Origin of the sequence: Pseudomonas sp. NBRC 111124 (genome assembly GCF_001320245.1) — a bacterium.
Classification (GTDB): domain Bacteria; phylum Pseudomonadota; class Gammaproteobacteria; order Pseudomonadales; family Pseudomonadaceae; genus Aquipseudomonas.
Window position 1 is genome coordinate 114,450 of sequence record NZ_BCBA01000013.1, and the last position, 23,085, is coordinate 137,534.

Genomic DNA, 23,085 nt, shown 5'->3' on the forward strand with positions numbered 1-23,085 from the left:
AGGACGCAACGTGAAAAGACTCTTCACCGCCTCGCTGCTCGCCGCCGGCCTGGCCCTCGGCAACCTGGCCCAGGCTGCCCCGACCCTGCTGAACGTTTCCTACGACGTGATGCGCGACTTCTACAAGGACTACAACCCGGCGTTCCAAAAGCATTGGGAAGCCGAGCACAACGAGAAGGTCAACGTGCAGATGTCCTTCGGCGGGTCGAGCAAGCAGGCGCGGGCGGTGATCGATGGCCTGCCGGCCGATGTCATCACCATGAACATGGCCACCGACATCAATGCCCTGGCCGACAACGGCAAACTGGTACCGGACAACTGGGTGACCCGCCTGCCGAACAACAGCGCACCGTTCACTTCGGCCACTGTGTTCATCGTGCGCAAGGGCAACCCAAAGGCACTGAAAGACTGGCCAGACCTGCTCAAGGACGGCGTGCAGGTGATCGTGCCCAACCCCAAGACTTCGGGTAACGGCCGCTACACCTACCTGTCAGCCTGGGGCTATGTGCTCAAGCAGGGCGGCGATGAAACCAAGGCCCGCGAATTCGTCGGCAAGCTCTTCAAGCAGGCGCCAGTGCTCGATACCGGTGGCCGTGCTGCCACCACCACTTTCATGACCAACCAGATCGGCGACGTGCTGGTGACCTTCGAGAACGAAGCCGAGATGATCGCCCGCGAGTTCGGCCGCGATCAGTTCGAAGTGGTCTATCCGAGCGTGTCGGCCGAGGCTGAACCACCGGTTAGCGTGGTCGACAAGGTGGTGGCCAAGAAAGGCACCCAGGCCGTGGCCGAGGAATACCTGAAGTACCTGTGGTCGCCAGCAGCCCAGGAAATCGCCGCGCAGAACTACCTACGCCCGCGTGATGCGACCGTTTTGGCCAAGTACACCGACCGCTTCCCGAAAGTCGACTTCCTGTCGGTGGAAAAGACCTTTGGTGACTGGCGTACCGTGCAGAAGACCCATTTCAATGATGGTGGGGTGTTTGACCAGATTTACACTGACAAGCAGTAATTGATGTAAGCAGGACCGGCCTCTCGCGGATAAATCCGCGCCTACAGCCGCGAAGAGGCCGGCTCAGGCAATACAAACAATCGAACTTTCCACACCCATCACCCCTCAGTTCCTTGAGTAACCCCTGCCCCGCTCGTCCCGGCCCAAGGAGTACTCCAGTGCTGCGCTTTCTCTCCACCCTGCTGCTCGGCTGCCTGCTGAGCGCCCACCTGCTGGCCGCAGAACCCGCCACCACCGAAGAACAACCTGCCGAACCGGAACCGGTACTGCAAGGTGGCCTGCTCGGCGCCCTCGCCGACGGCCTGGACAGCGCCGCCCAGGAACTCGACCTCGACGCCCACCTGGTCGACGCCTGGCGCCTGCGCACCGACCGCGCCGCCCAGGAAGTGGAGCGCCTGGTCGATCGCCACTCGGCCAGCGATTCGTTGCAGCTGGCGGGCAATTTCATCCTGCTGACGCTGACCTGGGCCGCCAGCTTCGCCCTGTTCACCCGCCTCGGCCACTGGGTCGCCAAACGCCTGGCCAGCACCCCCTGGCTAAGCGCACGCAAACGCGCCAGCAGCCTGCTCGGCTACCTGCTGCCCTACACCCTGCCGGCCCTGGCCAGCTTGCCACTGACGCTGTACGTCAGCCGCTTCCTCGACCCGTCGATCGCCCGCGCCTTGGGCCTGAGCCTGGCCTACGCGACCAGCAGCGGCCTGTTCTCGACCTCGATCATCCTGTGCCTGATCACCCTGTTCGATGCCGGTCACAAGCGCGCGGCGGTGGCAGTGATCAAACGCCTGGCGCCGCGCCCCCTGTTCCTGATCGGTTTCCTCGCCGCGTGGAGCGATGCCCTGACCAGCCCGCAGATCGCCCGCCAACTGGGCGGCAACATCACCGCCAGCGTCGCCGTGATCACCGGCCTTACCGCCACCTTCATCTTCGCCAGCCTGGTCATCCGCCTGCGTCGCCCCGTCGCCCACCTGATACGCAACCGCGACTACAAGGACCGCGTGCAGCATCGCGCCGTGCAGGAAACACTGCGGATTTTCTCGACTGTCTGGTACCTCCCCATTCTGCTGATGATCCTGGTGTCGGCGATCCACCTGCTCGGCGCTGGCGAAGAAAGCCAGAAGGCGCTGCAGAACGCCTTGCTGACCACCGTGTTGCTGGTGTCGACCGTATTCCTCAGTACCTTGCTGCAACATCTGCTGGCGCCACATGGCGCCGACCCCGCGCAACGCGTGCGGCCCTATAAAGAGCTGCTGCGCAGCCTGGCCCATGCGCTGCTGCGCATTGCCATGGCAGTGGCCTTCATCGAACTGCTGGGGCGCATCTGGGGCTTCTCGGTCATCGATTTCGCCATGAGCAACAGCCTGGGCCAGGCCATCAGCAATTCGCTGTCGAGCATCGGCCTGATCCTGCTGGTCACCTGGCTGCTCTGGGTGGTGCTCGACACCGCCATCCAGGAGGCACTCAAGCCCGCCGTCGGGCGCCGTGCCTCGCGCCAGCCGAGCACCCGGGTGCGCACCATCCTGCCGATGCTGCGCAATGCGGTGAAAGTCATCCTGATCGTGATCTGCACCATCACCACCATGGCCAACCTGGGCATCAACGTCGCGCCACTGCTGGCTGGTGCCGGGGTGATCGGCCTGGCCATCGGCTTTGGCTCGCAGCAACTGGTGCAGGATGTGATCACCGGGTTGTTCATCCTGATCGAGGACACCATCTCGATCGGCGACTGGGTGGTGCTCGACTCCGGCCATGCCGGCACCGTCGAAAGCCTGACCATCCGCACCCTACGCCTGCGTGACGGCAAAGGCTTCGTGCACTCTGTGCCGTTCGGCCAGATCAAGGCGGTTACCAACCAGTCGCGGCAGTTCGCCTATGCGTTCTTTTCGGTGCAGTTCACCTATGACAGCGACGTCGACGAATCGCTGGGGCTGATTCATGAGGTGGGGCATTCGATCAGCGAAGACCCGCTGCTGCGCATCAACCTGCAGGGGCCGCTGCAGGTCTTCGGGGTCGATCGCATGGACCTCAACGGGTTCGTGCTGACGGCGCAGTTCCGCACCATTTCCGGCGGGCAGTATGCGGTGAGCCGGGCGTTCAACGAGCGGCTGAAAAAGCGTGTGGATCAGACCGAGAATGTGAGTTTTGCCCAGGTGTATCCGCTGCCAGTGCGCAGTGTCTCAGCCTGATTTCGCCTGTACCGGCCTCTTCGCGGGCACGCCCGCTCCCACAAGGACCGCGCAGTCTTCAGGCCTTGCGCCGTACCTGTGGGAGCGGGCGTGCCCGCGAAGAGGCCAGCACAGGCAACATCACACCTGGCGGAATACCAGAGCTTTGAGCCCCCCCGCCGGGTCCACATCCGGAAACTCCGGCGGGTTCTCCAGCCGCTCGATGAAGGCCAGCGATGGCGCCTGCTCGGCCATCCCCTCGATCAGAAACTCCGGCCCGATGCCCGGGTCGTTGACACAGGCCAGCACCGTCCCGCCCTCACGGAGCAACTCCGGCAGGCGCCGCAGGATCTTGGCGTAATCCTGGGTCAGTACGAAGCTGCCACGCTGGAAGGTCGGCGGGTCGATGATGATCAAGTCGTATGGCCCGTACTTGCGCACCTTGCCCCACGACTTGAACAGCTCATGGCCCAGGTAGGCGACCCGTGACGCATCATGCCTGTTCAGGCGATGGTTATCGCGCCCTCGGGACAAGGCCGACTTGGCCATGTCCAGGTTCACCACCTGCTCTGCACCACCGGCAATCGCCGCCACCGAGAAGCCACAGGTATAGGCAAACAGGTTGAGCACGCGCTTGCCCGCTGACTGCTCACGTACCCAGCGCCGGCCATAACGCATGTCGAGGAACAGGCCATTGTTCTGCCGCACGCCCAGGTCGAGCAGATAGGTCAGGCCATCCTCGACCACCTCGCGCTGCTGGCAGGGCTCGCCCAGCAGCCACTGGCCCGGGCTGTCGGGCAGGTAACGGTGCTGGATGAGGATCGCCTGGCCGGCCCATTGCGGGCGTTCGGCCAGGTTGCGCAGCATAGCTTCCAGTTCGGCCAGCTGGCCCTCAGGCGGCTCGCGGAACAGCGCCACCAACAGCACACCTTGCAACCAGTCCACCGTCACCTGTTCCAAGCCCTCCCAGCAACGGCCGCGGCCGTGGAACAGGCGGCGGGTTTCGGCGGGGGCAGTGTCAAGGGCAGCGAGCAGGTGCTGTTCAAGGGTGTGGATCGGCGAAGTCATGGCGGGTCGCAAGCAAGTGAAAAGGCCGCCATTCTACCCCTTGGCCGGCACTTGTGCAGAACGGAACCACCAGCCTTGCTGCATGCCCGCTGCCGCTAGCAGAATCAACGCCACCCCCAGCCACTGCAACGGCGCCAGGCGGTGCCCGAACGCCACCCAGTCGACCAGGATCGCGGCAATCGGGTAGATGAACGACAGTGCACCGGTCAACGCCGTGGGCAGGCGCTGGATAGCGCTGTACAGCAGCACGTACATCAACCCGGTGTGGACCATGCCCAGGGTCACCAGGCTGGCTAGGGCTGACGGTTCGCCAGGCAATCCACCAAGTTTCACCCACGGCGCCAGCAGCAGCACCCCGGTGGCAACCTGGATCAGCGCGATCAGGTGGGGCGGCGTGCCTTTCAGGCGTTTGATGATCAAGGCAGCAATGGCATAGAGAAACGCCGCACCCAGGGCCAGCGCAATGCCCACCAGATAGTCCTCACCACTGGCCTGACCGGCGCCGTGGGCACTGACGATGGCCAGCATGCCGAGGAACGCCACGCTCAGCCAGGTGACCTTGGCGGCGGTGATCTTCTCGCCCAGAAACAGCGCTGCCAGCCCTACCAGCATGAACGGCTGAACGTTGTACACCGCCGTGCCGATGGCAATCGACGCCCGCGAGTAGGAGGCGAACAGCAGCACCCAGTTACCGACGATGGCCACGCCGCTGGCGATGGCCAGCAGGAACGCCGTACGGGTGATCACACCCGGCTTGAGAAAACCGAACGCCGCGCAAATCACCAACAAGGTGCCAGTCCCGAACACGCACCGCCAGAACACCACCTCCAGCACTGGCTGGCCCGACACCAGCACGAACCAGCCGATGGTCCCGGAAATCAGCATGGCGGCGACCATTTCCAGCGAGCCGCGGCGCAATGAACTGTCCATCTCACACCTCCCTTGGATGATGGCCATAGTATGCGGAGGGTCGCCCCAAGCCTTCCAGCGGATAACCAAGGCATATCCGCCAGTTCACCTTTACTATCAAGGCAATTTCCTTGAACTGCCTGATGAGGTGCGCATGACCGATGCCATTGACCAAATGCTGATCAACGCCTTGATGGAAGACTCGCGCCGTTCGCTCAAAGCGCTGGCGCAGATCAGCGGCCTCTCGGCTCCCAGCGTCAGCGAGCGCCTGCGCCGTCTGGAAGAACGCGGCGTGCTGCGCGGCTACACCGTGGAGATCGACCCGCGCAGCTTCGGCTACCAGTTGCAGGCGATCGTGCGCATTCGCCCGCTGCCGGGCCAGTTGCAGGAAGTGGAGCGGCAGATCATCGCCATCCCCGAGTTCACCGAATGCGACAAGGTGACCGGCGAGGACTGCTTCATCGCGCGGCTGCATGTGCGATCGATGGAACAGCTCGATACCCTGCTCGACCGCATCAATGTGCTGGCCGAAACCAATACCGCGATCATCAAGAAGAGCCCGGTGAAGCGACGGTTGCCGCCGATGGACTGAGTGTATCCATTTACCTCGATAACTGGCTAATTTTTGTACACATAAATGTCACCATAAGTGCCACTTTTGTGTGCACTTTTCACGGTGACGCCCCAATACGTTACACATCAAGCGCGTATAATTCTGACCAAACGATCAACTAACAAGCCAACTTAAAAATTAAACCTGTTCACTTGGTCAACTAATATTCCCTTTATTTCATCAACTTAATTTTCAACTTGCTTAGATTCAAAATAGTGGCCAACTAAAAACTCGTTTTCCCCTGGCATGGAACTCGCTTTTGTGTGTTCGTGTTTTGTATACAAGTTCTACAAAACATAAATACACAAGAACCCGCGACGCCGGCCTACACCGGCCGCCGCGCCCAGAACCCAGTGATGCCAAGCTGCACCGACGAGATGGCGAGCCCGTGCGCATGCCCGCTCATCGCAGTCCACGTGCATCAGGAGCCTGCCGGAATGAGTACCAGCCTCGACCTTGCCCCTGAACTATCCGTTGCCAGCACCAGCCCCTCTTCCATCCTTTCAGGCGATATGCCGCCGCTCGGTCTGAGCCCGCGCCTGCATAACCGCGACCTCGCGCCTACCCGTATCGAAGGCCGCCGCTGGGGCGGCTACAGCATCTTTGCGCTGTGGACTAACGATGTGCACAACATTGCCAACTATTCCTTCGCCATGGGCTTGTTCGCCCTTGGCCTGGGTGGCTGGCAGATCTTGCTGTCGCTGGCGATCGGCGCGGCACTGGTGTACTTCTTCATGAACCTGTCCGGCTACATGGGGCAGAAGACCGGCGTGCCGTTCCCGGTGATCAGCCGCATCGCCTTTGGCATCCATGGCGCGCAGATCCCGGCGCTGATCCGCGCGGTGATCGCCATCGCCTGGTTCGGCATCCAGACCTACCTGGCCTCCGTGGTGTTGCGCGTGCTGCTCACCGCCGTGTGGCCGCAAGTGGCGGCCTATGACCACGACAGCATCCTCGGCCTGTCGAGCCTGGGCTGGGTGTGCTTCGTGGCGATCTGGCTGGTGCAGCTGGTGATCCTTGCCTACGGCATGGAGATGGTGCGCCGCTACGAGGCCTTCGCCGGCCCGGTGATCCTGCTGACTGTGGCCAGCCTCGCGGTGTTCATGTACGTCCAGGCCGGCGCGCGCATCGCCTGGTCGGTAGCCGAGCCGCTGACCGGCTATGAGATGTGGCGCAACATCTTCGCCGGCGGTGCCCTGTGGCTAGCCATCTACGGCACCCTGGTGCTGAACTTCTGCGACTTCGCCCGCTCTTCGCCGTGCCGCAAGACCATCCGCGTCGGCAACTTCTGGGGCCTGCCGGTGAACATCCTGGTATTCGCCATGATCACCGTGGTGCTGTGCGGCGCGCAGTTCCAGATCAACGGCCAGATCATCGACAGCCCGACCCAGATCGTCGCCAGCATCCCCAGCACAGCGTTCCTGGTGCTCGGCTGCCTGGCCTTCCTGATCGTCACCGTAGCGGTAAACATCATGGCCAACTTCGTTGCCCCGGCGTTCGTGCTGAGCAACCTGGCACCACGCCACCTCAACTTCCGCCGCGCCGGGCTGATCAGCGCGACCCTGGCGGTACTGATCCTGCCGTGGAACCTCTACAACAGCCCGCTGGTGATCGTGTATTTCCTGTCCGGCCTGGGCGCCCTGCTCGGCCCACTCTACGGGGTGATCATGGCCGACTACTGGTTGCTGCGCAAAGGCCGTATCAACGTGCCGGAGCTGTACACCGAGCACCCCACCGGCGCCTACCACTACAGCAAAGGCATCAACCTGCGCGCCGTGGCCGCCTTCGCGCCAGCGGCGCTGCTGGCCATCATCCTGGCGCTGGTGCCGAACTTCCACGGTATCGCGCCGTTTTCCTGGCTGATCGGCGCCGGCATCGCTGCCGCGGTGTACCTGCTGATCGCCCCGCGCAATCGCCAATACCACGACGTCAGCGGCGAGTGCATCGCCATCGACCACAGCAGCCATTGATCAAGGAGGACTGCCCATGCGTATTCTGATCGCCAACGTCAACACCACCGAAGCCATCACCGACGCCATTGCCGAGCAGGCGCGCAGCGTCGCGGCGCCCGGCACGGAAATCATCGGCCTGACCCCTTGGTTCGGCGCCGAGTCGGTGGAGGGCAACTTCGAGAGCTACCTGGCCGCCATCGCCGTGATGGACCGGGTGCTGGCCTATGACGGCCCGTACGATGCCGTGATCCAGGCCGGCTATGGCGAACATGGCCGCGAAGGCCTGCAGGAGCTGCTCAACGTGCCAGTGGTGGACATCACGGATGCCGCCGCCAGCACCGCCATGTACCTGGGCCACGCCTATTCCGTGGTGACCACCTTGGACCGCACCGTGCCGCTGATCGAAGACCGCCTGAAACTGTCCGGGCTGTATGACCGTTGCGCCTCGGTGCGAGCCAGTGGCCTGGCGGTGCTGGAGCTGGAAGAAGACCCTCTGCGCGCAGTGGAGGCCATCGTCGAGCAAGCCGAGCGTGCCGTGCGTGACGACAAGGCCGAGGTGATCTGCCTGGGCTGTGGCGGCATGGCCGGGCTGGACGAGCAGATCCGCCAGCGTACCGGGGTGCCGGTGGTCGATGGCGTGAGCGCGGCGGTGACCATTGCCGAGTCGCTGGTGCGGATGGGGCTCAGCACTTCCAAGGTGCGGACTTATGCCACACCACGGGCGAAGAAAGTGCTGGGCTGGCCGATGAAGTTCGGGCGCTAGGCAGCTTCGCCTGCGCTGGCCCTTTCGCGGGGCAAGCCCGCTCCTACAGGCATCCTTCTGTAGGAGCGGGCGTGCCCCGCGAAAGGGCCGGCACAATCAATACAGCAATCGAGCCAGTCGCTCGCCGCTGCCACATGCCAAGGTAAACCCCAAGGCCCCATGCCCGAGGTTCAGCCACAGGTTGCGATAGGCTGAGGCACCCACAATCGGCACCCCGGTCGGCGTCGCCGGACGCATCCCCGCCCACTCCACCGCCGTTGCGTAATCCGCAGCCTGCGGCAACGTCTCCAGCGCCTGCCGCCGCATGCTGTCGAGCCGGTGCGCATCCACCGTTTCGTCGTAGCCAACGATATCCACCATCGCCGCCACCCGCAGTTGCTGGTCAAGCCGTGCGTAGACGATCTTGCGCTCATAGTCGGTGATGCTGAGTTCCGGCGCCCGATGCGTCGTGCCAATGCCTGCGGTCAGGCTGTAACCCTTGAGCGGATAGACCGGCAGCCGCAGCCCCGGCAAGGCAAGCCCGGCACTTCGATGTCCGGCACATAGCACCAGGCGCTCAACCTCCAACTGTTCATGCCCCAGCCGCAGTGCCACCACCTGATCATCACGGGTGATCAGGCGGGTGACCGGGCTGCCCAGCAGGAAGCGGCACTGCCCCGACGCGCGCAAACGCTCTGCCAGCCGCTCGCAGAAGCGATGGCAATCTGCGACTTCCTCTTCCGGAGTCAGCACCGCGCCAATAAAAGGCGCATCCGCCAATGCCGGTTCCAGCGCCCTGACCTCGCTGGCATCGAGTACCTGCTGATGATCGGCATCGAGCAGATGCTCACGGCCATGAGCGAACGCCCGCTCACTGCGAAATGCCACCAGCTTGCCGTTCTGCCGCCAGGCGAAGTCACTCAGCCCGTCGTCTTCACGCCAGCGCTTCAGCGTGGCCTGGCTGTGCAAGGCCAGCGCCAACAGCTGTGCGGCGTTACGGCGATTGACGCTGCTGCGGCACGCCATCACGAACGCCAGCAACCAGCGCCACTGGGCAGGGTCCAGGCGCAAACGCAAGCGCAGCGGCGAGTCGCCCCGCAATAGCCAGCCAAGCGCCTGCCACGGCACACCGGCATCGGCCAGCGGCGCCACATACCGATAGGAAAGCTGCCCGCCATTGGCGAAGCTGGTCGCCGAGGCGAGCTGGTCTCGCGCCTCGACCAGCACCACCGACAGGCCTTCGCGCACCAGCGCATAGGCCGTCGCCAGGCCGACCACGCCGCCGCCGATCACCGTCACCTGTTGCATCACTGCTCATCCTTGTCGTGGCTTCCTGCCAAGACAGTAACAGCGGATCAGGTCGGGCAGCTATGGGCTCCGCCATTCAGGCCCTGGCGGACGTTACGGCTGAGCAGGCTGGCCTTGCCGTCGTGCCAGGTCAGGGTGAGGACGTAGAGGGTATCGAAATCGTCACCGCTCCAGTCTTCGGTAATCACCCGCTCATCGCCCAACGCCTTGCCGGCCACGGCATTGATCAGCTCGGGCAGGTAGCCGTGGGACCAGGCAGTATAGACCGTGGCATTGCGATACTTCTCGCTGACCAGTTCGTCGGCGAGGTCGTCGGTGTCGTTGGCGGCAAAGTCGATGTTGACCGGCAAACCCAGGCGAATGGCGCTGGGGGTGATGGTCATCAGCGGGCGGATGTAGCTGTAGCTCTGGTCCTGGCTGCCTTCCTCGACATACCGCGAGGGGTTGGCCGCGAACACGTAATCCGCCTTGCCGAAGCGCTCTGGCAGCAAGGTGGCCAGGTCCAGCGCGCGATTGAGCCCCTGGCAGTTCAGTTGCCCCAGGCCTTCACCGGGCTTTTCGGCATGACGCAGAAATACCAGCGTCTGGGTGCCGTCGACCGGTTGAGCGCGGCTTTCGACCACTTCCAGTGCCAACGGCACCGCCGTGGCGACGAGGGCCAGGCTGAGCACCAGGCGGCGGCGACGTCGAAGGAAAGATGGCAACTTCATGTAGGCAGGCTCTTGTGGCAAAAAGTATCTGGATACCCGCCACATTGCCCCGCGGCCTATGCCGCAGGGCATCCGTGTTAGTGATTGCCATCCTTGGCAACGAGCAGGACTCAGAGTGTCCTTAACCCGTTTGGTTCCTCCCTGAGTGTGGATGCCGTTCCCTGGGCAAGGATCAGGTTAGAGCAGGCGTGTTGCGGAAATATTTAAGGCTGGAGGCCCCACCACAATCAATCATCCCGCGTCAGCACTTCCAGCAACTCGATCTCAAAGGTCAGATCCGAATTCGGCGGAATCGCCCCCACGCTGCGCTCGCCATACCCCAGGTGCGCGGGCACCTGCAGCTTGCGCTTGCCGCCCACACGCATGCCCATCAGCCCCTGGTCCCAGCCTTTGATGACACGGCCAGTGCCGATTACGCACTGGAACGGTTTGCCACGCGCCCATGACGAGTCGAACTCGCTGCCGTCGGCCAGCCAGCCGGTGTACTGGGTGGTAATCAGGGCGCCTTTGACGGCGGCCTTGCCTTCGCCTTCGACGAGGTCGGTGATTTGCAGTTCGCTGCTCATGGGCAGGCTCCAACGCTGAAATTCAAGGGCGCCGTTTTCTCAGGAATGCACGGGTTTGGCAAGTTCGCGTGGCGTGCCGTGCTGACGCATCGACCACACCACCCCGCCGATCACCAGAATGATCGCCGCCGCTTCCAGCAGGCTTGGCCCGGCCTGGCGCCAGAGGAAGGCATACAACAACGCGAACAGGGTCTCGAACACGATCAGCTGCCCGCTCAAGCATTCCGCTCCTGTTCGTGGATGCGCGCAGGCTACCTCTGTAGCGGGGCTGGCGGCAAAGAATCTTTGCGCATGCAGGCATTGCAGTGGGGAATGGCTCAGCCGAACTGCTCGAACGCTTGTTCGCCGGTCAGCTCCTTGGTCTGGTTGGCAAAGCAATACCAGGCGGGCTTCTGCTCGACGAAGATCTGCAGGTCGAAGTCCCAGGCCTCGTCGCCATCCAGCAGGCCCACAGGGACCGCGTAGTGGTCTTTATCCTTCAGCCGGTAATAGAGGTGCGTGCCGCAACGGCTGCAAAAACCACGCTGGGCCCACTCGGACGAGTCGTAGACAGCCGGGGCCCGTCCCTCGAAGACCGGCGCCTGGCTGCAGTCCACGACCAGCAGGGGACCGCCGGTCCACTTGCGGCACATGCTGCAATGGCAGGCACTGATGTGGGTATTGTCGACTGAGGCGCGCAGACGGGTTTCACCGCACAGGCAACTGCCGCTTTTTTCCAGGGTCATGATCGGGCTCCTTGCTGGTTGGGCCAGCAAGTATAGATCGGCCCTGCTACAGAGCCGCTAGCCCCACCCGTTCACTCAGATGAACACTTGGCCGCGCAGGTACAGCGCCGCACGTCCGCTGATGATCACCCGGCCATTGCCAGGTACTTCACAGTGCAGCTGCCCCTTGCGCGCCCCGCCCTGCTCGCAGCTCAGCGACGACTTGCCCAGACGCTCGGCCCACAACGGCGCCAGCGAGGTATGCGCAGAGCCGGTAACCGGATCTTCATTGACGCCGACCCGCGGGCCGAACCAGCGGGTGACGAAGTCGAAGCCACGGCCAGCGGCGGTGACTGCGATGCCACGCACATCGAATGCCGACAAGGCGACGAAATCGGGCTTTAACGGGTCGAGCAGCGCTGCGTCATCGACCACCACCACATAGTCGTCGGAGCGATACACTGCCTTGGCGGCACTCAGGCCCAGCGCCTCCAGCAACCCGGCCGGCACGTCTACGGCTTGCGGCTGCTTGCCCGGGAAGTCCATGGCCAGCAGGCCATCCGCGCCACGGCTGACCCGCAGCTCGCCGCTACGGGTGTTGAAGCGCAGTACTTCGGCTTGCTCACCGAGCTGCTCGAACAACACGTAAGCCGAGGCCAGTGTGGCGTGGCCACACAGGTCGACTTCGACGGTGGGCGTGAACCAGCGCAGGTCGAATGTTTCGCCATTGCGCACAAAGTAGGCCGTTTCCGACAGGTTGTTCTCTTCGGCGATGCGTTGCAGCATTTCGTCCGGCAGCCAGCTTTGCAGCGGGATCACCGCCGCCGGGTTGCCACCAAACGGCTCGGCGGAGAAGGCATCGACCTGGAAGATTTCGAGTTGCATCAAACGCTCCTTGTGATCCGGCCAGTGCCGGGGGTATTGAAAGGTTTACGCGTGGACGGGAGTGAGCACCGGCTCGCCTGCAAAGAACGCCTGCAGGTTTCGCAGCACCAGGGTCACGGTGTCACGTGCGGCCTCCGGCGACTGGCCGGCCACATGGGGCGTGAGGACAGTATTGCCGAGGGCCTTGAGGGCATCTGGGACGGCGGGTTCTTCATCGAACACATCAAGCGCGGCGCCAGCAAGCCGGCCTTGTTCAAGGGCTGATATCAAGGCCTGGGTGTCGACGACGCTGGCCCGGGCGATATTCACCAGGTAACCCTCCGCGCCCAGCGCTTCGAGCACTTGGGCGTCAACCAAGTGGTGGGTATTGGCACCACCAGGGGTGGCAACGACCAGGATGTCGACGGCATCGGCCAGGTGCAACGGGCTGTCATACCAGGTGTAAGGCACGTCTGTACGCGGGGTGCGGCTGTGATAGCTGATGTTCATGTCAAAGCCCAGGCTGGCGCGCTTGGCGATGGCTTGACCAACCGCGCCGAGGCCAAGCAAGCCCAGGCGCTTGCCGCTGACCGAGGGGCTGATCACTCGGTTCCACTCGCCACGGCGGGTACTGGCGTCGGCGCGAGGGATGTCGCGCAACAGCGCTAGCAGCAGGGCCAGGGTGTGGTCGGCAACGGCCGCGGCATTGGCGCCGGCGCCATTGGTGACGGTGATGCCGCGGGCAGTGGCAGCGGCCAGGTCGACCTGCTCGTAACCAGCACCGATCACGCAGATGATCTGCAGCTTGGGCAAGGCGGCGATTTCTGCAGCGGTCAGGCCCAGCGGGCCACGGGTCAGCACGGCGTCGATCTCGCCGGCATGGCGCTGGATGGCGTCGGCACGCATTTGCGGGGACGGGGCACGAATCAGGCGATAGCCGGCCTGTTCGAGTAGTGGCAGATAATCGTCGACGGTTTCTACCAGTACCAGGACTGTCTTGCTCATGCCACCCTCCGAATCAGTTCGAAGGGGCATTATGCGGAGTCACCGGCCAATACAGTCAACTGAAATCTCCAGCCAAAACTGTACTGTACCGGCGTGAAGGTTACTGCCCGTAAGCGCGCCCCAGCCCACCCGGTACACCACTGCTATCGGTTTCCTGCCATGGCCCATCCGGGTTCAGCGACCAGCTCCAGCCATTGTCATAGCGGTAGTAGGTGCGCTGGCGGTAAAAGACATTGGTCTTTTTCTCCAGCACATACACCCCAAGCTTCGGGTCCCAATGGCTGGCGCCACCCGGCGGCGGCGCGAAGCTGGCGGAAGTGCGCGGCATCGGCTTGGGAATCGCCGAAGGCTTGCTTGGCTGCGTCGGCGGTTGGCTACCCGGCAACGGCTTCACCGCAGGCCCCTTGTGGGGTGGCACGGTCTCGATCGGTGGCGACGGCTGCTCATACGGCTGATGCGAGGTACACGCAGACAAACCCAGGGCCAGGGTAATCAGGGTCAGGCGGACGGCGCTATGCATGGCGTTGTTCTCTTACTGGTCTGGGCTGTCGATGGTCAGGTGCTGGGTAGCCTGGGTGGTATTGGCCAAGGGGGCGCCTTGGCCGATCCATTCGCCACGGGTCGGCTGGCCTGCCCGCGATACGCGTGCAACCAATTGGACTTCGGCGAACTGGGACAGTTTCATCTGCGGCAGCATAGCGTCAGCGTCGGACAATTCCACTTCCAGCGGCAACTGCGCCACAGTCACCCGCTTGGCCGCCAGCGGCATGGGCGGGCCGTTGCTGGCACGGGCGAAGATGAACACGGTGTCGTCAGGCTTGACCTTGTCCTTGAGCGCCGCCGCCAGCTCCACCCGCACCTTCAGGCGGGCAGCCGCCGTGGCCTGAGGCTTGGCATCGTTACCCCCCAGGCGCTCCGCCGCACGGTCGATGCCTCCTTGCAGTGCCGCCCGCGAGGCATCGCCTTCGGGCAGTTGCGCCAGCAACCGGTTCCAGTAATCGATAGCTTCCTGGTAGCGCTCACCCTCGAAAGCGGCGATACCCCGCAGGCCCAGGCTGGTGACCTCGTTAGGGTCGGCCTTGAGCGCTTCGTCGGTCAGCGCCTGCACCTGTGGGCTCCATTTCTTGTCTGCCGCGAAGTACAGCGCCTGGGCCCACTGGCCCAGCAGCTCGGGCTGGCGACCGGCCAGGGCCACGGCGCGCTCATAGGCATGCGCGGCATCGGCCGGACGTTGTTGTGCCATATAGGCCCGGCCCAGGAAGTACAAGCCTTCGGCCGAGTCCGGCTGGGCCTCCACGGCCCGTTCGAGGCGCGTGGTCATTTCGTCCATGGTCTTTGGCGCCGCGGCGAACTCCTGAGTCAGCTCGACCTTGTCCGCCGCACCGAAGTGCAGGTACAGCCCCAGTGCCAATGCAGGCACCAATACAGCCGCCAGCAATGGCAGGGCCTTGCCCAGATGCCCCTGGCGCGCAGGTTCGGCGCCTTCGGTATCGGCCAGCAACTCGCGGGCGGCTTCGTCACGGCCCTTGGCCATTTGCGCTTCGTCGAGCACACCGGCCGCGTGTTGGGCGGCCAGTTCGGCGACGCGCTCCTGGTACAGGGCGACGTTCAGCGCAGTGCGGTCTTCTTCCTGCTGCTGGCGACGGCCACGCAGGATCGGGATCAGCAGAAAGCCGAGGGCGGCGAGCAGCAGCAGGCCCGCACTAAGCCAGAATTCAGTCATGGGTCTGTTCTTTTTCCAGCAGTTTGGCGAGACGCTCGCGTTCTTCGACGGACAGTTGCTGCGCAGCCTGGGCCGCCGGTCCACGGCGACGGCGGACGATCACCGCCAGCACCACGAAGCCACCGGCCAACAGGATGCCTGGGCCGAACCACAGCAACCAGGTGCGGCCACTGAGTGCCGGCTTGTAGCGCACGAAGTCGCCATAGCGGTCGACCATGAAATCGACGATCTGCTGGTTGCTCTGGCCTTCGCCGAGCATGCGGAAGATCTCGCGGCGCAGGTCGGCGGCGATGGGTGCGTTGGAGTCGGCGATGTCCTGGTTCTGGCACTTGGGGCAGCGCAGTTCCTTGGTCAGTTGCTGGTAACGCTCACGCTCAGCGTCATCGCGGAACTGGTAGGTATCGATGGCCGCCCTGGCCACACCGGCCAGGCTCATACCCAACACGGCGGCTGCCAGCCAGCGCTTCATGGCTTGGCCTCATCGACCAGGCCCTGGTACAGCGGCGCCAGCTGCTGACGCCACACATCGGCATCGACGATGCCGACGTGCTTGTAACGGATGATGCCCTTGGCATCGATCAGGAAGGTTTCCGGTGCGCCATACACGCCCAGGTCCAGCCCCAGGCTGCCCTGCTCGTCACGGATATCCAGCTGATAGGGGTTGTGGAACTCGGCCAGCCACTTCTGCGCGGCAGCATTGTCATCCTTGTAGTTGATGCCGTGGATCACCACGCCCTGCTCGGCCAGCTGGTTCAGGTACGGATGCTCGACCTTGCACGACGGGCACCAGGTGGCCCACACGTTGACCAGCGCAGGCCGGCCGTGCAGGTCGGCCTGGGTCAGGTTGCGGTCACCCTGGGTCGACGCCAGGGCAAACGCCGGGAACGGCTTGCCGATCATCGCCGACGGCAGCTCGTCGGGCTTGAGGAACAGCCCCTTGTAGAGGAAAACCGCCATCAGCAGGAATACCGCCAGTGGCACGACCATGATCCAACGCTTCATGCAGCAGCTCCAGACACGCCCAGGGCCTCACGCACCCGGGTCTTGACCTTGACGCGATAGCGCCGGTCGAAGGCCGCCAGCAACCCGCCCAGGCCGGTCAACAGACCGCCCAGCCAGATCCAGCGAACATAAGGCTTGATATGCACGCGCACCGCCCAGGCGCCGTTTTCCAGCGGCTCGCCCAGCGCAACGTACAGGTCACGGGTGAAACCGGCATCGATGCCAGCCTCGGTCATCATCGACTGCTGCACGGTGTACAGGCGCTTTTCCGGGTGCAGGGTGGTCACTTCACGACCGTCGCGGGTGACCACGATGCTGCCCTTGTCGGAGATGAAGTTAGGCCCCTCGAAGTGCTTGGCACCCTCGAACAGGAAGTCGTAACCGCCCAGTTCGACGCTCTCGCCCGGCGCCATGCGCAGATCGCGCTCGGCACTGTTGTTGCTCGACAGCACCACGCCCAGGGCACACACCGCCAGGCCCAGGTGCGCCAGCTGCATGCCCCAGTAGCTGCGGGTCAGGCCGCGTACGCCCTTGGCCAAGCCCTTGTGGCGGGTCTTGTCGACGATGTCACGCAACCCGCCGAGCACCACCCAGGCCGCCAGTGCGAAGGCGCTCAGCACCGCCCAGTCGAAGTCGTCGACCAGCAAGCCGGCGATCGGTGCCAGTACTGCGCTGCCGATGAGTACCGGGGTCATCATGTTCGCCAGCCACTTGCCGGGGGTGTCCTTCCAGCGCACTACCACCCCCACGCTCAGCACCACCATCAGCAGCGCCATCAGCGGCAGGAACAGAGCATCGAAGTACGGTGGGCCGACCGACAGCTTGGCCCCGGTCAGGGCATCGAGCACCAACGGGTACAACGTGCCTAGCAGGATCATCGAAGCCGCCACCACCAGGATCAGGTTGTTGGCCAGCAGCAGCGTTTCGCGCGACCACAGGGCAAAGCCGACCTGGCTCTTGACCACCGGGGCGCGCAGGGCGAACAGGGTCAGCGAACCACCGACCACGAACAGCAGGAATATCAGGATGAACACACCACGCGCAGGGTCCGCTGCGAACGCGTGCACCGAGGTCAGCACGCCGGAGCGGACCAGGAAGGTGCCGAGCAGGCTCAACGAGAAGGCGGCAATCGCCAACAGCACGGTCCAACTCTTGAACACGCCACGTTTTTCCGTCACCGCCAGCGAGTGGATCAGCGCGGTGCCCACCAGCCACGGCATGAACGAGGCGTTTTCCACCGGGTCCCAGAACCACCAGCCGCCCCAGCCCAGTTCGTAATAGGCCCACCACGAGCCCAGCGTGATGCCGACGCCGAGGAAGGCCCAGGCAACAATGGTCCAAGGCCGCGACCAGCGTGCCCAGGCCGCGTCCAGGCGCCCGCCGAGCAACGCGGCGATGGCGAAGGCGAAGGCCACCGAGAAGCCCACGTAGCCCATGTACAGCATCGGCGGGTGGACGATCAGGCCGAAGTCCTGCAGCAGCGGGTTGAGGTCACGGCCATCCGTGGGCACCTGCGGCAGCAGGCGCTGGAACGGGTTGGAGGTGATGATCAGGAAGCTCAGAAAGCCGACGCTGATCATGCCCATCACCGCCAGCACACGGGCCAGCATCACCTGCGGCAACTGGCGCGAGAAGATCGACACGGCGAAGGTCCAGCCACCGAGGATCAGCGCCCACAGCAGCAGTGAGCCCTCGTGGGCACCCCATACCGCACTGAACTTGTAGTACCAGGGCAAGGCGCTGTTGGAGTTGCTGGCCACGTAGGCGACCGAGAAGTTGTCGGTCATGAAGGCGTGGGTCAGGCAGGCAAAAGCGAAGACCAGGAAGGAGAACTGGCCCCAGGCTGCCGGGCGAGCAAGGCTCATCCACAGGCTGTCACCGCGCCAGGCGCCGAGCAGCGGGACCGTGGCCTGCACGGCGGCAAAGCAGATGGCCAGGATCATCGCCAGCTGGCCGAGTTCGGGGATCACCAGGGCCGCATTCATGGCTTGGCCCCCGCGCCGCTGGCCGCCTGGCCGCTTTCTTTCAGGGCCTTGGTGACTTCAGGCGGCATGTACTTCTCGTCGTGCTTGGCCAGCACTTCGTCGGCCACCACCACGCCGTCGCCGTTGAGCTTGCCCAGGGCAACGATGCCCTGCCCTTCACGGAACAGGTCCGGCAGGATGCCGCGGTAGGTGATCGGTACGGACTTGTTGAAGTCGGTAACCACGAAACGCACATCGAGCGAATCGGAAGAACGCTGCACCGAGCCCTTCTCGACCATGCCGCCGGCACGGATGCGCGTGTCCAGCGGCGCCTCGCCGTTGGCGATCTGGGTCGGGGTGTAGAACAGGTTGATATTCTGCTGCAGGGCGCTCAAGGCAAAGCCGACGGCAACCGCAACCCCCGCCAGCAGGCCGAGGATCAGGAACAGGCGTTTCTTGCGCTGCGGATTCACTGGTTGTTCTCCCGGCGCAAACGGCGCGCCTCATCTTGCAGGTAGCGACGGCGGGCCAGCACCGGTGCGGCGACATTCAGCGCCAGCACCGTCAGGCAGATGCCATAGGCCGACCAGACATACAGGCCATGGTGGCCCATGGCGAGAAAATCGCCGAAGGAAGCGAAACTCATCGCGCGGCCCTCCGCCCCAGGCTGTTCAACACTTCATCCTTGACCCAACTGGCGCGTGCCTCGCGCTTGAGTACCTCAAGGCGCATGCGCAGCAGCAGCACGGCACCGAAGAAGCAGTAGAAGCCCAGCGCCGTGCACAGCAGCGGCAGCCACATCTCGGCCGGCATCGCCGGTTTTTCGGTGAGGGTGAACGTGGCGCCCTGGTGCAGGGTGTTCCACCACTCTACCGAATACTTGATGATCGGAATGTTGATCACGCCGACGATAGCCAGCACTGCGCAGGCCTTGGCCGCGCTGTCGCGGTTGCTGATGGCCTGGCCCAGCGCAATGATGCCGAAGTACAGGAACAGCAGGATCAGCATCGACGTCAGCCGCGCATCCCAGACCCACCAACTGCCCCAGGTCGGCTTGCCCCAGATGGCCCCGGTGACCAGCGCCACGGCGGTCATCCAGGCGCCGATGGGCGCTGCGCATTGCAGGGCGACATCGGCCAGTTTCATCTTCCACACCAGCCCCACCGCGCCGGCCACGGCCAACAACACATAGCAGGACTGCGCCAGCATCGCCGCCGGCACATGGATATAGATGATGCGGAAGCTATTGCCCTGCTGGTAGTCCTCGGGGGCGAACGCCAGGCCCCAGACCACGCCGGTGACCAACAACAGGACAGCAGAGATGGCCAGCCATGGCAGCATGCGGCCGCTGATGGCATAGAACCATTTCGGCGAACCCAGTTTGTGGAACCACGTCCAGCTCATTTTCATCAGGTACATCCGGTATTAGCCGGGCTTCGGAGCCCGGGACTCGTTATTCGCCGACGCTGATCTTCAGGCCGGCCGCTATCGCAAAGGGTGCCAGGGTGACCGCCAGGGCCGTCAGGCAGGCGAGCCAGAGCAGATGGCCGGTGGCCGGCATATTTTGCAACGCCGCCTGCAACGCACCACTGCCCAGGATCAATACAGGGATATACAACGGCAGAATCAGCAACGCCAGTAACAAACCACCGCGCTTGAGACCGACCGTCAGCGCAGCGCCGACCGCTCCCAGCAGGCTCAACACCGGCGTGCCCAGCAGCAGCGAACCCAGCAGCACCGGCAGGCAGTGGCTGGGCAAGCCCAGCATCAGCGCCAGCAAAGGCGCCAACAATACCAGCGCCAGCCCGGAAAAGATCCAGTGCGCCAGCACCTTGGCCAGCACCAGCAAGGCCAGCGGGTGCGGTGACAGTACCCACTGCTCCAGTGACCCGTCCTCGAAATCGCTGCGAAACAGGCCGTCGAGTGATAGCAGCACGGCCAACAAGGCCGCGACCCAGACCAACCCAGGCGACAAGGTTTGCAGCAACTGGCTTTCCGGGCCGACCGCCAGCGGGAACAGAGCCACGACGATGGCGAAGAACACCAGCGGGTTGGCCAGTTCGGCCGGGCGGCGGAACAACAGGCGCGCTTCGCGGCGCAGCAACAGGATGAATACGCTCATGCCGCCCATTGCCCCAGGTTCAGTTCACGGTAACCGGACGGCTTGCGTTCGAGGGTGTGGTGCGTCGTCAGCACCACCGTGCCGCCCTGCTCGCAGTGAGCTGCCAGGTGCGCTTCAAGCTGGGCCACGCCCTGCTTGTCGAGCGCGGTGAAGGGTTCGTCGAGAATCCACAGCGGCGGGCTGTCCAGGTGCAGCCGGGCCAAGGCCACGCGGCGCTGCTGGCCGGCGGACAACGTATGGCAGGGAACATCTTCGAACCCACGCAGGCCGACCGCCTCCAGTGCCGCCCAGATCGCATCCCGCGTCGCAGGCTGATGCAGCGCGCAGAGCCAGGTGAGGTTCTCCTCGGCGGTGAGCAGGTCCTTGATGCCGGCGGCGTGGCCGATCCACAGCAGGATGCTGGCCAGCGCATGGCGCTGTTCGCCCAGCGGCTGGCCACCTAGCAGAATCTGCCCGGCAGTCGGCTGCATCAGCCCGGCCAACAGGCGCAGCAGGCTGGTCTTGCCGCTGCCGTTGGGGCCGCTGATCTGCAGCATGTCGCCGGGGCGCAACTCAAGATCAAGGTGCTCGAACAACAGGCGCCAGTCGCGCTCGCAGGCCAGGCCCACGGCTTGGAGGTGAAGGGTCACGGATTCGCCTTATCTATATGCTTCTCAAGTCGCCCACCTCGCTGCCGTTATACTGGCAGTGACAGGCGGCAGGCATTATTACATGTGCTGCCGCGCTGCCAAGAGGGCGGGCTCCAAAGGTTGTATACAATCATGACTGAAATCAATAGTCTCGGCGCACAAACCGCCATCAATCCCCAGGCGATCAAGGCCCAGCTGACCGGTGAACTGCTCAACCTCACCCAGGCGCAGCCGGGCCTGCTCAAGCCGGGCGAGACCGCTCAGGCCGAAGTACTGAGCCTGCGCCAGACCGGCAGCACCTTCCAGTTGGTACTACAGGTGCTCCAGGCCAACGGTAACCAGGCCCAGGTCCAGGCCAATGCCAGTCAGCCGATCCCGCAAGGCAGCCAGCTCACCGTCAGCCAGCCTGAGAGCAATCGCCTGGCCGTGATGGTGCAACAGGCCAGCGCCAGCAACGTCGCCACCCTCACCCAGCTCGACACCAGCAAGGTGCCGGTAGGCACCCTGTTGCAGGGCAAGGTGCTGACCCATCAAGCGATGCCGCAGGCTGCGGGCGTGGCGCCCACCTTCCGTTCGCTGGTCAGCCTGCTCAATACCGCCCAGGCCGGCGCCACGCTGACCATCGACAGCCCACGCCCGCTACCGATTGGCAGCTTGCTCAGCGCCTTGGTGCAAAGCGACCAGTCGCTGCGCTTCGTGCCCCTCAGCGGTCGCCAGGACCAGCTGAACATCGCCCAGCAGCTCCTGACACAACAGGGCCGCCAGGCGTCCCTGCCCGGCCTGCTCAGTGCGCTGCAGCAAATTGCCAACAATCCGAGCAGTGACGGCGAACTGCGCACTACCGCCAGCAGCCTGCTGGCCAGCCTGCCGGATGCCCGCCAGCTCAGCGATGGCAAAGCCCTTGCCCAAGCATTGAATAACAGCGGAGCCTTCCTCGAGGCCAAGCTGCTCGGCGGCCTCAGCGCCGGCGTGGCCACAGACCTCAAGGCACAGCTGGTGCGGCTGGTGGCACAGGCCTCGGTAAGCGCCCCCACCAACCCTCTGGGCGCCTCCAGCACCCTGGCCCAGGCCCTGCCGGCCATGGCCCGCAGCGCATTGGGCATGCTCGACCGGGTCAGCCCCAGAACACCGCCAGGGGCGTTCCCGCTGCCGTCGCGGCTGCTGCAGGCCATGGAAAACGAAGGCGACCTGCAACAACTGCTGCGCCTGGCTGCTGCCGCCATCTCGCGCTTGCAGAGCCACGCCCTGAGCAGCCTGCAGCAATCCGGCACGCTGGATAACGGCAACCTGCAGACCACCTGGCAGACCGAAGTGCCGATCCGCCACGGCCAGGAGTTCATCCCCCTGCAAGTGAAGCTACAGCGCGAAGAAACCCAGGAGCAACAGGCCGAGCGCCAGCAGCGTGAGCAGCAGGACCCACTGCAGGCGCTGTGGCGTATTGACCTGGCATTCGATCTGGCGCCACTGGGGCCCCTGCAGGTGCAAGCGCAACTGATCCAGGGGCGTCTATCAGGTCAACTCTGGGCCGAACGCGAACAGACCGCGCTGCTGATCGACAGCCAGCTCGGGGCATTGCGCGAACGCCTGTTGGCCCGTGGCCTGGAAGTCGGCGACCTGGAATGCCACCCCGGCATTCCGCCACAAGGACCGCGCACGCGAGTGGAACAACGCTGGGTGGACGAAACCGCATGATCGACAAGCAACCGCGCCAGGCCATCGCCCTGAACTACGACGGCCAGCAGGCCCCCACGCTCACGGCCAAGGGCGACGACGAGCTGGCCGAAGCCATCCTGGCCCTGGCCCGCGAACACGAAGTGCCGATCTACGAGAATGCTGAGCTCGTCCGCCTGCTGGCGCGCCTGGAGCTGGGCGAGCAAATCCCTGAAGCGCTCTACCTGACCATTGCCGAAATCATTGCCTTCGCTTGGCAGCTGCGTGGCAAGGTACCTGCGGGCTTCAACGACGAGGCCTATGCGTCCAGGGACATTACCCCGCATACCGCCCTGCTGCCGCCGTCCAGCAACCGGTAG

26 protein-coding genes are annotated in these 23,085 nt (G+C 64.2%); 7 read left to right on the forward strand and 19 right to left on the reverse strand.

The annotated features are described in order from the left end of the window. The first annotated feature begins 10 nt into the window (after positions 1–10). Positions 11–1,012 carry a sulfate ABC transporter substrate-binding protein gene (locus APH28_RS07105; protein WP_060508252.1) on the forward strand — a complete coding sequence of 334 codons (1,002 nt, stop codon included), beginning with the start codon at positions 11–13 and terminating at the stop codon, positions 1,010–1,012. Between the two features lie 158 nt (positions 1,013–1,170). Beyond that, positions 1,171–3,195, forward strand: coding sequence for a mechanosensitive ion channel family protein (locus APH28_RS07110; protein WP_060508253.1), 2,025 nt, complete (start codon positions 1,171–1,173; stop codon positions 3,193–3,195). Positions 3,196–3,315: 120 nt separating this feature from the next. Here APH28_RS07110 and APH28_RS07115 read toward each other — a convergent pair whose 3' ends face one another. Both APH28_RS07115 and APH28_RS07120 read right to left on the reverse strand, forming a co-directional pair. After that, complete coding sequence (locus tag APH28_RS07115) at positions 3,316–4,242, reverse strand: class I SAM-dependent methyltransferase (RefSeq protein WP_060508254.1); 927 nt, start codon at positions 4,240–4,242, stop codon at positions 3,316–3,318. Between the two features lie 33 nt (positions 4,243–4,275). Next, positions 4,276–5,172, reverse strand: a complete 897-nt coding sequence (locus APH28_RS07120; RefSeq protein WP_060508255.1) for a DMT family transporter — start codon at positions 5,170–5,172, stop codon at positions 4,276–4,278. Between the two features lie 133 nt (positions 5,173–5,305). Between APH28_RS07120 and APH28_RS07125 the strand changes: the two genes are divergently transcribed. The 3 genes from APH28_RS07125 to APH28_RS07135 all read left to right on the forward strand — a co-directional run bounded on the left by APH28_RS07125 (position 5,306) and on the right by APH28_RS07135 (position 8,479). Continuing rightward, positions 5,306–5,743: an Lrp/AsnC family transcriptional regulator gene (locus tag APH28_RS07125; RefSeq protein WP_060508256.1), complete on the forward strand. Its 438-nt coding sequence runs from the start codon at positions 5,306–5,308 to the stop codon at positions 5,741–5,743. Between the two features lie 458 nt (positions 5,744–6,201). Further along, complete coding sequence (locus APH28_RS07130; RefSeq protein ID WP_060508257.1) at positions 6,202–7,734, forward strand: NCS1 family nucleobase:cation symporter-1; 1,533 nt, start codon at positions 6,202–6,204, stop codon at positions 7,732–7,734. Positions 7,735–7,750: 16 nt separating this feature from the next. Beyond that, entirely contained in the window at positions 7,751–8,479 is a 729-nt protein-coding gene (locus APH28_RS07135; protein WP_060508258.1) for an aspartate/glutamate racemase family protein, read from the forward strand. Positions 8,480–8,575: 96 nt separating this feature from the next. Here the strand turns inward: APH28_RS07135 and APH28_RS07140 are convergent, their stop codons facing one another. From APH28_RS07140 to ccmA, 17 genes are all read right to left on the reverse strand, one after another. After that, positions 8,576–9,769, reverse strand: a complete 1,194-nt coding sequence (locus APH28_RS07140) for a D-amino acid dehydrogenase (protein ID WP_060508259.1) — start codon at positions 9,767–9,769, stop codon at positions 8,576–8,578. A gap of 44 nt (positions 9,770–9,813) precedes the next feature. Continuing rightward, complete coding sequence (locus APH28_RS07145; protein WP_060508260.1) at positions 9,814–10,476, reverse strand: hypothetical protein; 663 nt, start codon at positions 10,474–10,476, stop codon at positions 9,814–9,816. 227 nt (positions 10,477–10,703) lie between these two features. Continuing rightward, on the reverse strand, positions 10,704–11,042 hold the full coding sequence (locus tag APH28_RS07150) for an FKBP-type peptidyl-prolyl cis-trans isomerase (protein ID WP_060508261.1): 339 nt from the start codon (positions 11,040–11,042) through the stop codon (positions 10,704–10,706). A 39-nt stretch (positions 11,043–11,081) separates the two neighbouring features. Continuing rightward, the gene (locus APH28_RS07155; RefSeq protein WP_060508262.1) at positions 11,082–11,261 is read right to left on the reverse strand and encodes a hypothetical protein; all 180 of its coding nucleotides are present in this window, start codon (positions 11,259–11,261) and stop codon (positions 11,082–11,084) included. Between the two features lie 98 nt (positions 11,262–11,359). Further along, positions 11,360–11,767: a GFA family protein gene (locus tag APH28_RS07160; protein ID WP_060508263.1), complete on the reverse strand. Its 408-nt coding sequence runs from the start codon at positions 11,765–11,767 to the stop codon at positions 11,360–11,362. 75 nt (positions 11,768–11,842) lie between these two features. After that, complete coding sequence (locus tag APH28_RS07165) at positions 11,843–12,631, reverse strand: PhzF family phenazine biosynthesis protein (protein ID WP_060508264.1); 789 nt, start codon at positions 12,629–12,631, stop codon at positions 11,843–11,845. Positions 12,632–12,676: 45 nt separating this feature from the next. Further along, positions 12,677–13,615, reverse strand: coding sequence for an NAD(P)-dependent oxidoreductase (locus APH28_RS07170; protein WP_060508265.1), 939 nt, complete (start codon positions 13,613–13,615; stop codon positions 12,677–12,679). Positions 13,616–13,715: 100 nt separating this feature from the next. Then, entirely contained in the window at positions 13,716–14,135 is a 420-nt protein-coding gene (locus tag APH28_RS07175) for a hypothetical protein (RefSeq protein WP_060508266.1), read from the reverse strand. 12 nt (positions 14,136–14,147) lie between these two features. Continuing rightward, positions 14,148–15,338, reverse strand: a complete 1,191-nt coding sequence (gene ccmI / locus APH28_RS07180) for a c-type cytochrome biogenesis protein CcmI (RefSeq protein WP_060508267.1) — start codon at positions 15,336–15,338, stop codon at positions 14,148–14,150. Next, the gene (locus tag APH28_RS07185) at positions 15,331–15,807 is read right to left on the reverse strand and encodes a cytochrome c-type biogenesis protein (protein WP_060508268.1); all 477 of its coding nucleotides are present in this window, start codon (positions 15,805–15,807) and stop codon (positions 15,331–15,333) included. Before APH28_RS07185 ends, ccmI begins: the two co-directional genes overlap by 8 nt. Then, positions 15,804–16,340 (reverse strand): DsbE family thiol:disulfide interchange protein, encoded by a 537-nt coding sequence (locus APH28_RS07190; protein WP_060508269.1) that lies wholly within the window; start codon positions 16,338–16,340, stop codon positions 15,804–15,806. The genes APH28_RS07185 and APH28_RS07190 overlap by 4 nt, the downstream gene beginning before the upstream one ends. Next, the gene (locus APH28_RS07195) at positions 16,337–18,310 is read right to left on the reverse strand and encodes a heme lyase CcmF/NrfE family subunit (RefSeq protein ID WP_177334236.1); all 1,974 of its coding nucleotides are present in this window, start codon (positions 18,308–18,310) and stop codon (positions 16,337–16,339) included. The genes APH28_RS07190 and APH28_RS07195 overlap by 4 nt, the downstream gene beginning before the upstream one ends. 11 nt (positions 18,311–18,321) lie before the next feature. Further along, positions 18,322–18,777 carry a cytochrome c maturation protein CcmE gene (gene ccmE / locus APH28_RS07200; protein ID WP_060508271.1) on the reverse strand — a complete coding sequence of 152 codons (456 nt, stop codon included), beginning with the start codon at positions 18,775–18,777 and terminating at the stop codon, positions 18,322–18,324. Next, entirely contained in the window at positions 18,774–18,950 is a 177-nt protein-coding gene (gene ccmD / locus APH28_RS07205) for a heme exporter protein CcmD (protein ID WP_060508272.1), read from the reverse strand. Before ccmD ends, ccmE begins: the two co-directional genes overlap by 4 nt. After that, positions 18,947–19,714: a heme ABC transporter permease gene (locus tag APH28_RS07210; protein ID WP_060508368.1), complete on the reverse strand. Its 768-nt coding sequence runs from the start codon at positions 19,712–19,714 to the stop codon at positions 18,947–18,949. Before APH28_RS07210 ends, ccmD begins: the two co-directional genes overlap by 4 nt. Before the next feature lie 43 nt (positions 19,715–19,757). Further along, positions 19,758–20,435, reverse strand: a complete 678-nt coding sequence (ccmB, locus tag APH28_RS07215; protein WP_371263068.1) for a heme exporter protein CcmB — start codon at positions 20,433–20,435, stop codon at positions 19,758–19,760. Next, positions 20,423–21,055, reverse strand: a complete 633-nt coding sequence (ccmA, locus tag APH28_RS07220; RefSeq protein ID WP_060508273.1) for a cytochrome c biogenesis heme-transporting ATPase CcmA — start codon at positions 21,053–21,055, stop codon at positions 20,423–20,425. Before ccmA ends, ccmB begins: the two co-directional genes overlap by 13 nt. A gap of 132 nt (positions 21,056–21,187) precedes the next feature. Here ccmA and APH28_RS07225 point away from each other — a divergent pair, with 132 nt between their 5' ends. Further along, on the forward strand, positions 21,188–22,747 hold the full coding sequence (locus APH28_RS07225) for a flagellar hook-length control protein FliK (protein ID WP_060508274.1): 1,560 nt from the start codon (positions 21,188–21,190) through the stop codon (positions 22,745–22,747). Next, entirely contained in the window at positions 22,744–23,085 is a 342-nt protein-coding gene (locus tag APH28_RS07230) for an EscU/YscU/HrcU family type III secretion system export apparatus switch protein (RefSeq protein WP_060508275.1), read from the forward strand. Before APH28_RS07225 ends, APH28_RS07230 begins: the two co-directional genes overlap by 4 nt.

Coding starts and splice junctions, on each gene's coding strand:
- APH28_RS07115 (WP_060508254.1), bottom strand. CDS start 4,242: ATGACTTCGCCGATCCACACCCTTGAACAGCACCTGCTCGCTGCCCTT.
- APH28_RS07120 (WP_060508255.1), bottom strand. CDS start 5,172: ATGGACAGTTCATTGCGCCGCGGCTCGCTGGAAATGGTCGCCGCCATG.
- APH28_RS07125 (WP_060508256.1), top strand. CDS start 5,306: ATGACCGATGCCATTGACCAAATGCTGATCAACGCCTTGATGGAAGAC.
- APH28_RS07130 (WP_060508257.1), top strand. CDS start 6,202: ATGAGTACCAGCCTCGACCTTGCCCCTGAACTATCCGTTGCCAGCACC.
- APH28_RS07135 (WP_060508258.1), top strand. CDS start 7,751: ATGCGTATTCTGATCGCCAACGTCAACACCACCGAAGCCATCACCGAC.
- APH28_RS07145 (WP_060508260.1), bottom strand. CDS start 10,476: ATGAAGTTGCCATCTTTCCTTCGACGTCGCCGCCGCCTGGTGCTCAGC.
- APH28_RS07150 (WP_060508261.1), bottom strand. CDS start 11,042: ATGAGCAGCGAACTGCAAATCACCGACCTCGTCGAAGGCGAAGGCAAG.
- APH28_RS07160 (WP_060508263.1), bottom strand. CDS start 11,767: ATGACCCTGGAAAAAAGCGGCAGTTGCCTGTGCGGTGAAACCCGTCTG.
- APH28_RS07165 (WP_060508264.1), bottom strand. CDS start 12,631: ATGCAACTCGAAATCTTCCAGGTCGATGCCTTCTCCGCCGAGCCGTTT.
- APH28_RS07170 (WP_060508265.1), bottom strand. CDS start 13,615: ATGAGCAAGACAGTCCTGGTACTGGTAGAAACCGTCGACGATTATCTG.
- APH28_RS07175 (WP_060508266.1), bottom strand. CDS start 14,135: ATGCATAGCGCCGTCCGCCTGACCCTGATTACCCTGGCCCTGGGTTTG.
- ccmI (WP_060508267.1), bottom strand. CDS start 15,338: ATGACTGAATTCTGGCTTAGTGCGGGCCTGCTGCTGCTCGCCGCCCTC.
- APH28_RS07185 (WP_060508268.1), bottom strand. CDS start 15,807: ATGAAGCGCTGGCTGGCAGCCGCCGTGTTGGGTATGAGCCTGGCCGGT.
- APH28_RS07190 (WP_060508269.1), bottom strand. CDS start 16,340: ATGAAGCGTTGGATCATGGTCGTGCCACTGGCGGTATTCCTGCTGATG.
- ccmD (WP_060508272.1), bottom strand. CDS start 18,950: ATGAGTTTCGCTTCCTTCGGCGATTTTCTCGCCATGGGCCACCATGGC.
- APH28_RS07210 (WP_060508368.1), bottom strand. CDS start 19,714: ATGAAAATGAGCTGGACGTGGTTCCACAAACTGGGTTCGCCGAAATGG.
- ccmB (WP_371263068.1), bottom strand. CDS start 20,435: ATGGGCGGCATGAGCGTATTCATCCTGTTGCTGCGCCGCGAAGCGCGC.
- APH28_RS07225 (WP_060508274.1), top strand. CDS start 21,188: ATGACTGAAATCAATAGTCTCGGCGCACAAACCGCCATCAATCCCCAG.
- APH28_RS07230 (WP_060508275.1), top strand. CDS start 22,744: ATGATCGACAAGCAACCGCGCCAGGCCATCGCCCTGAACTACGACGGC.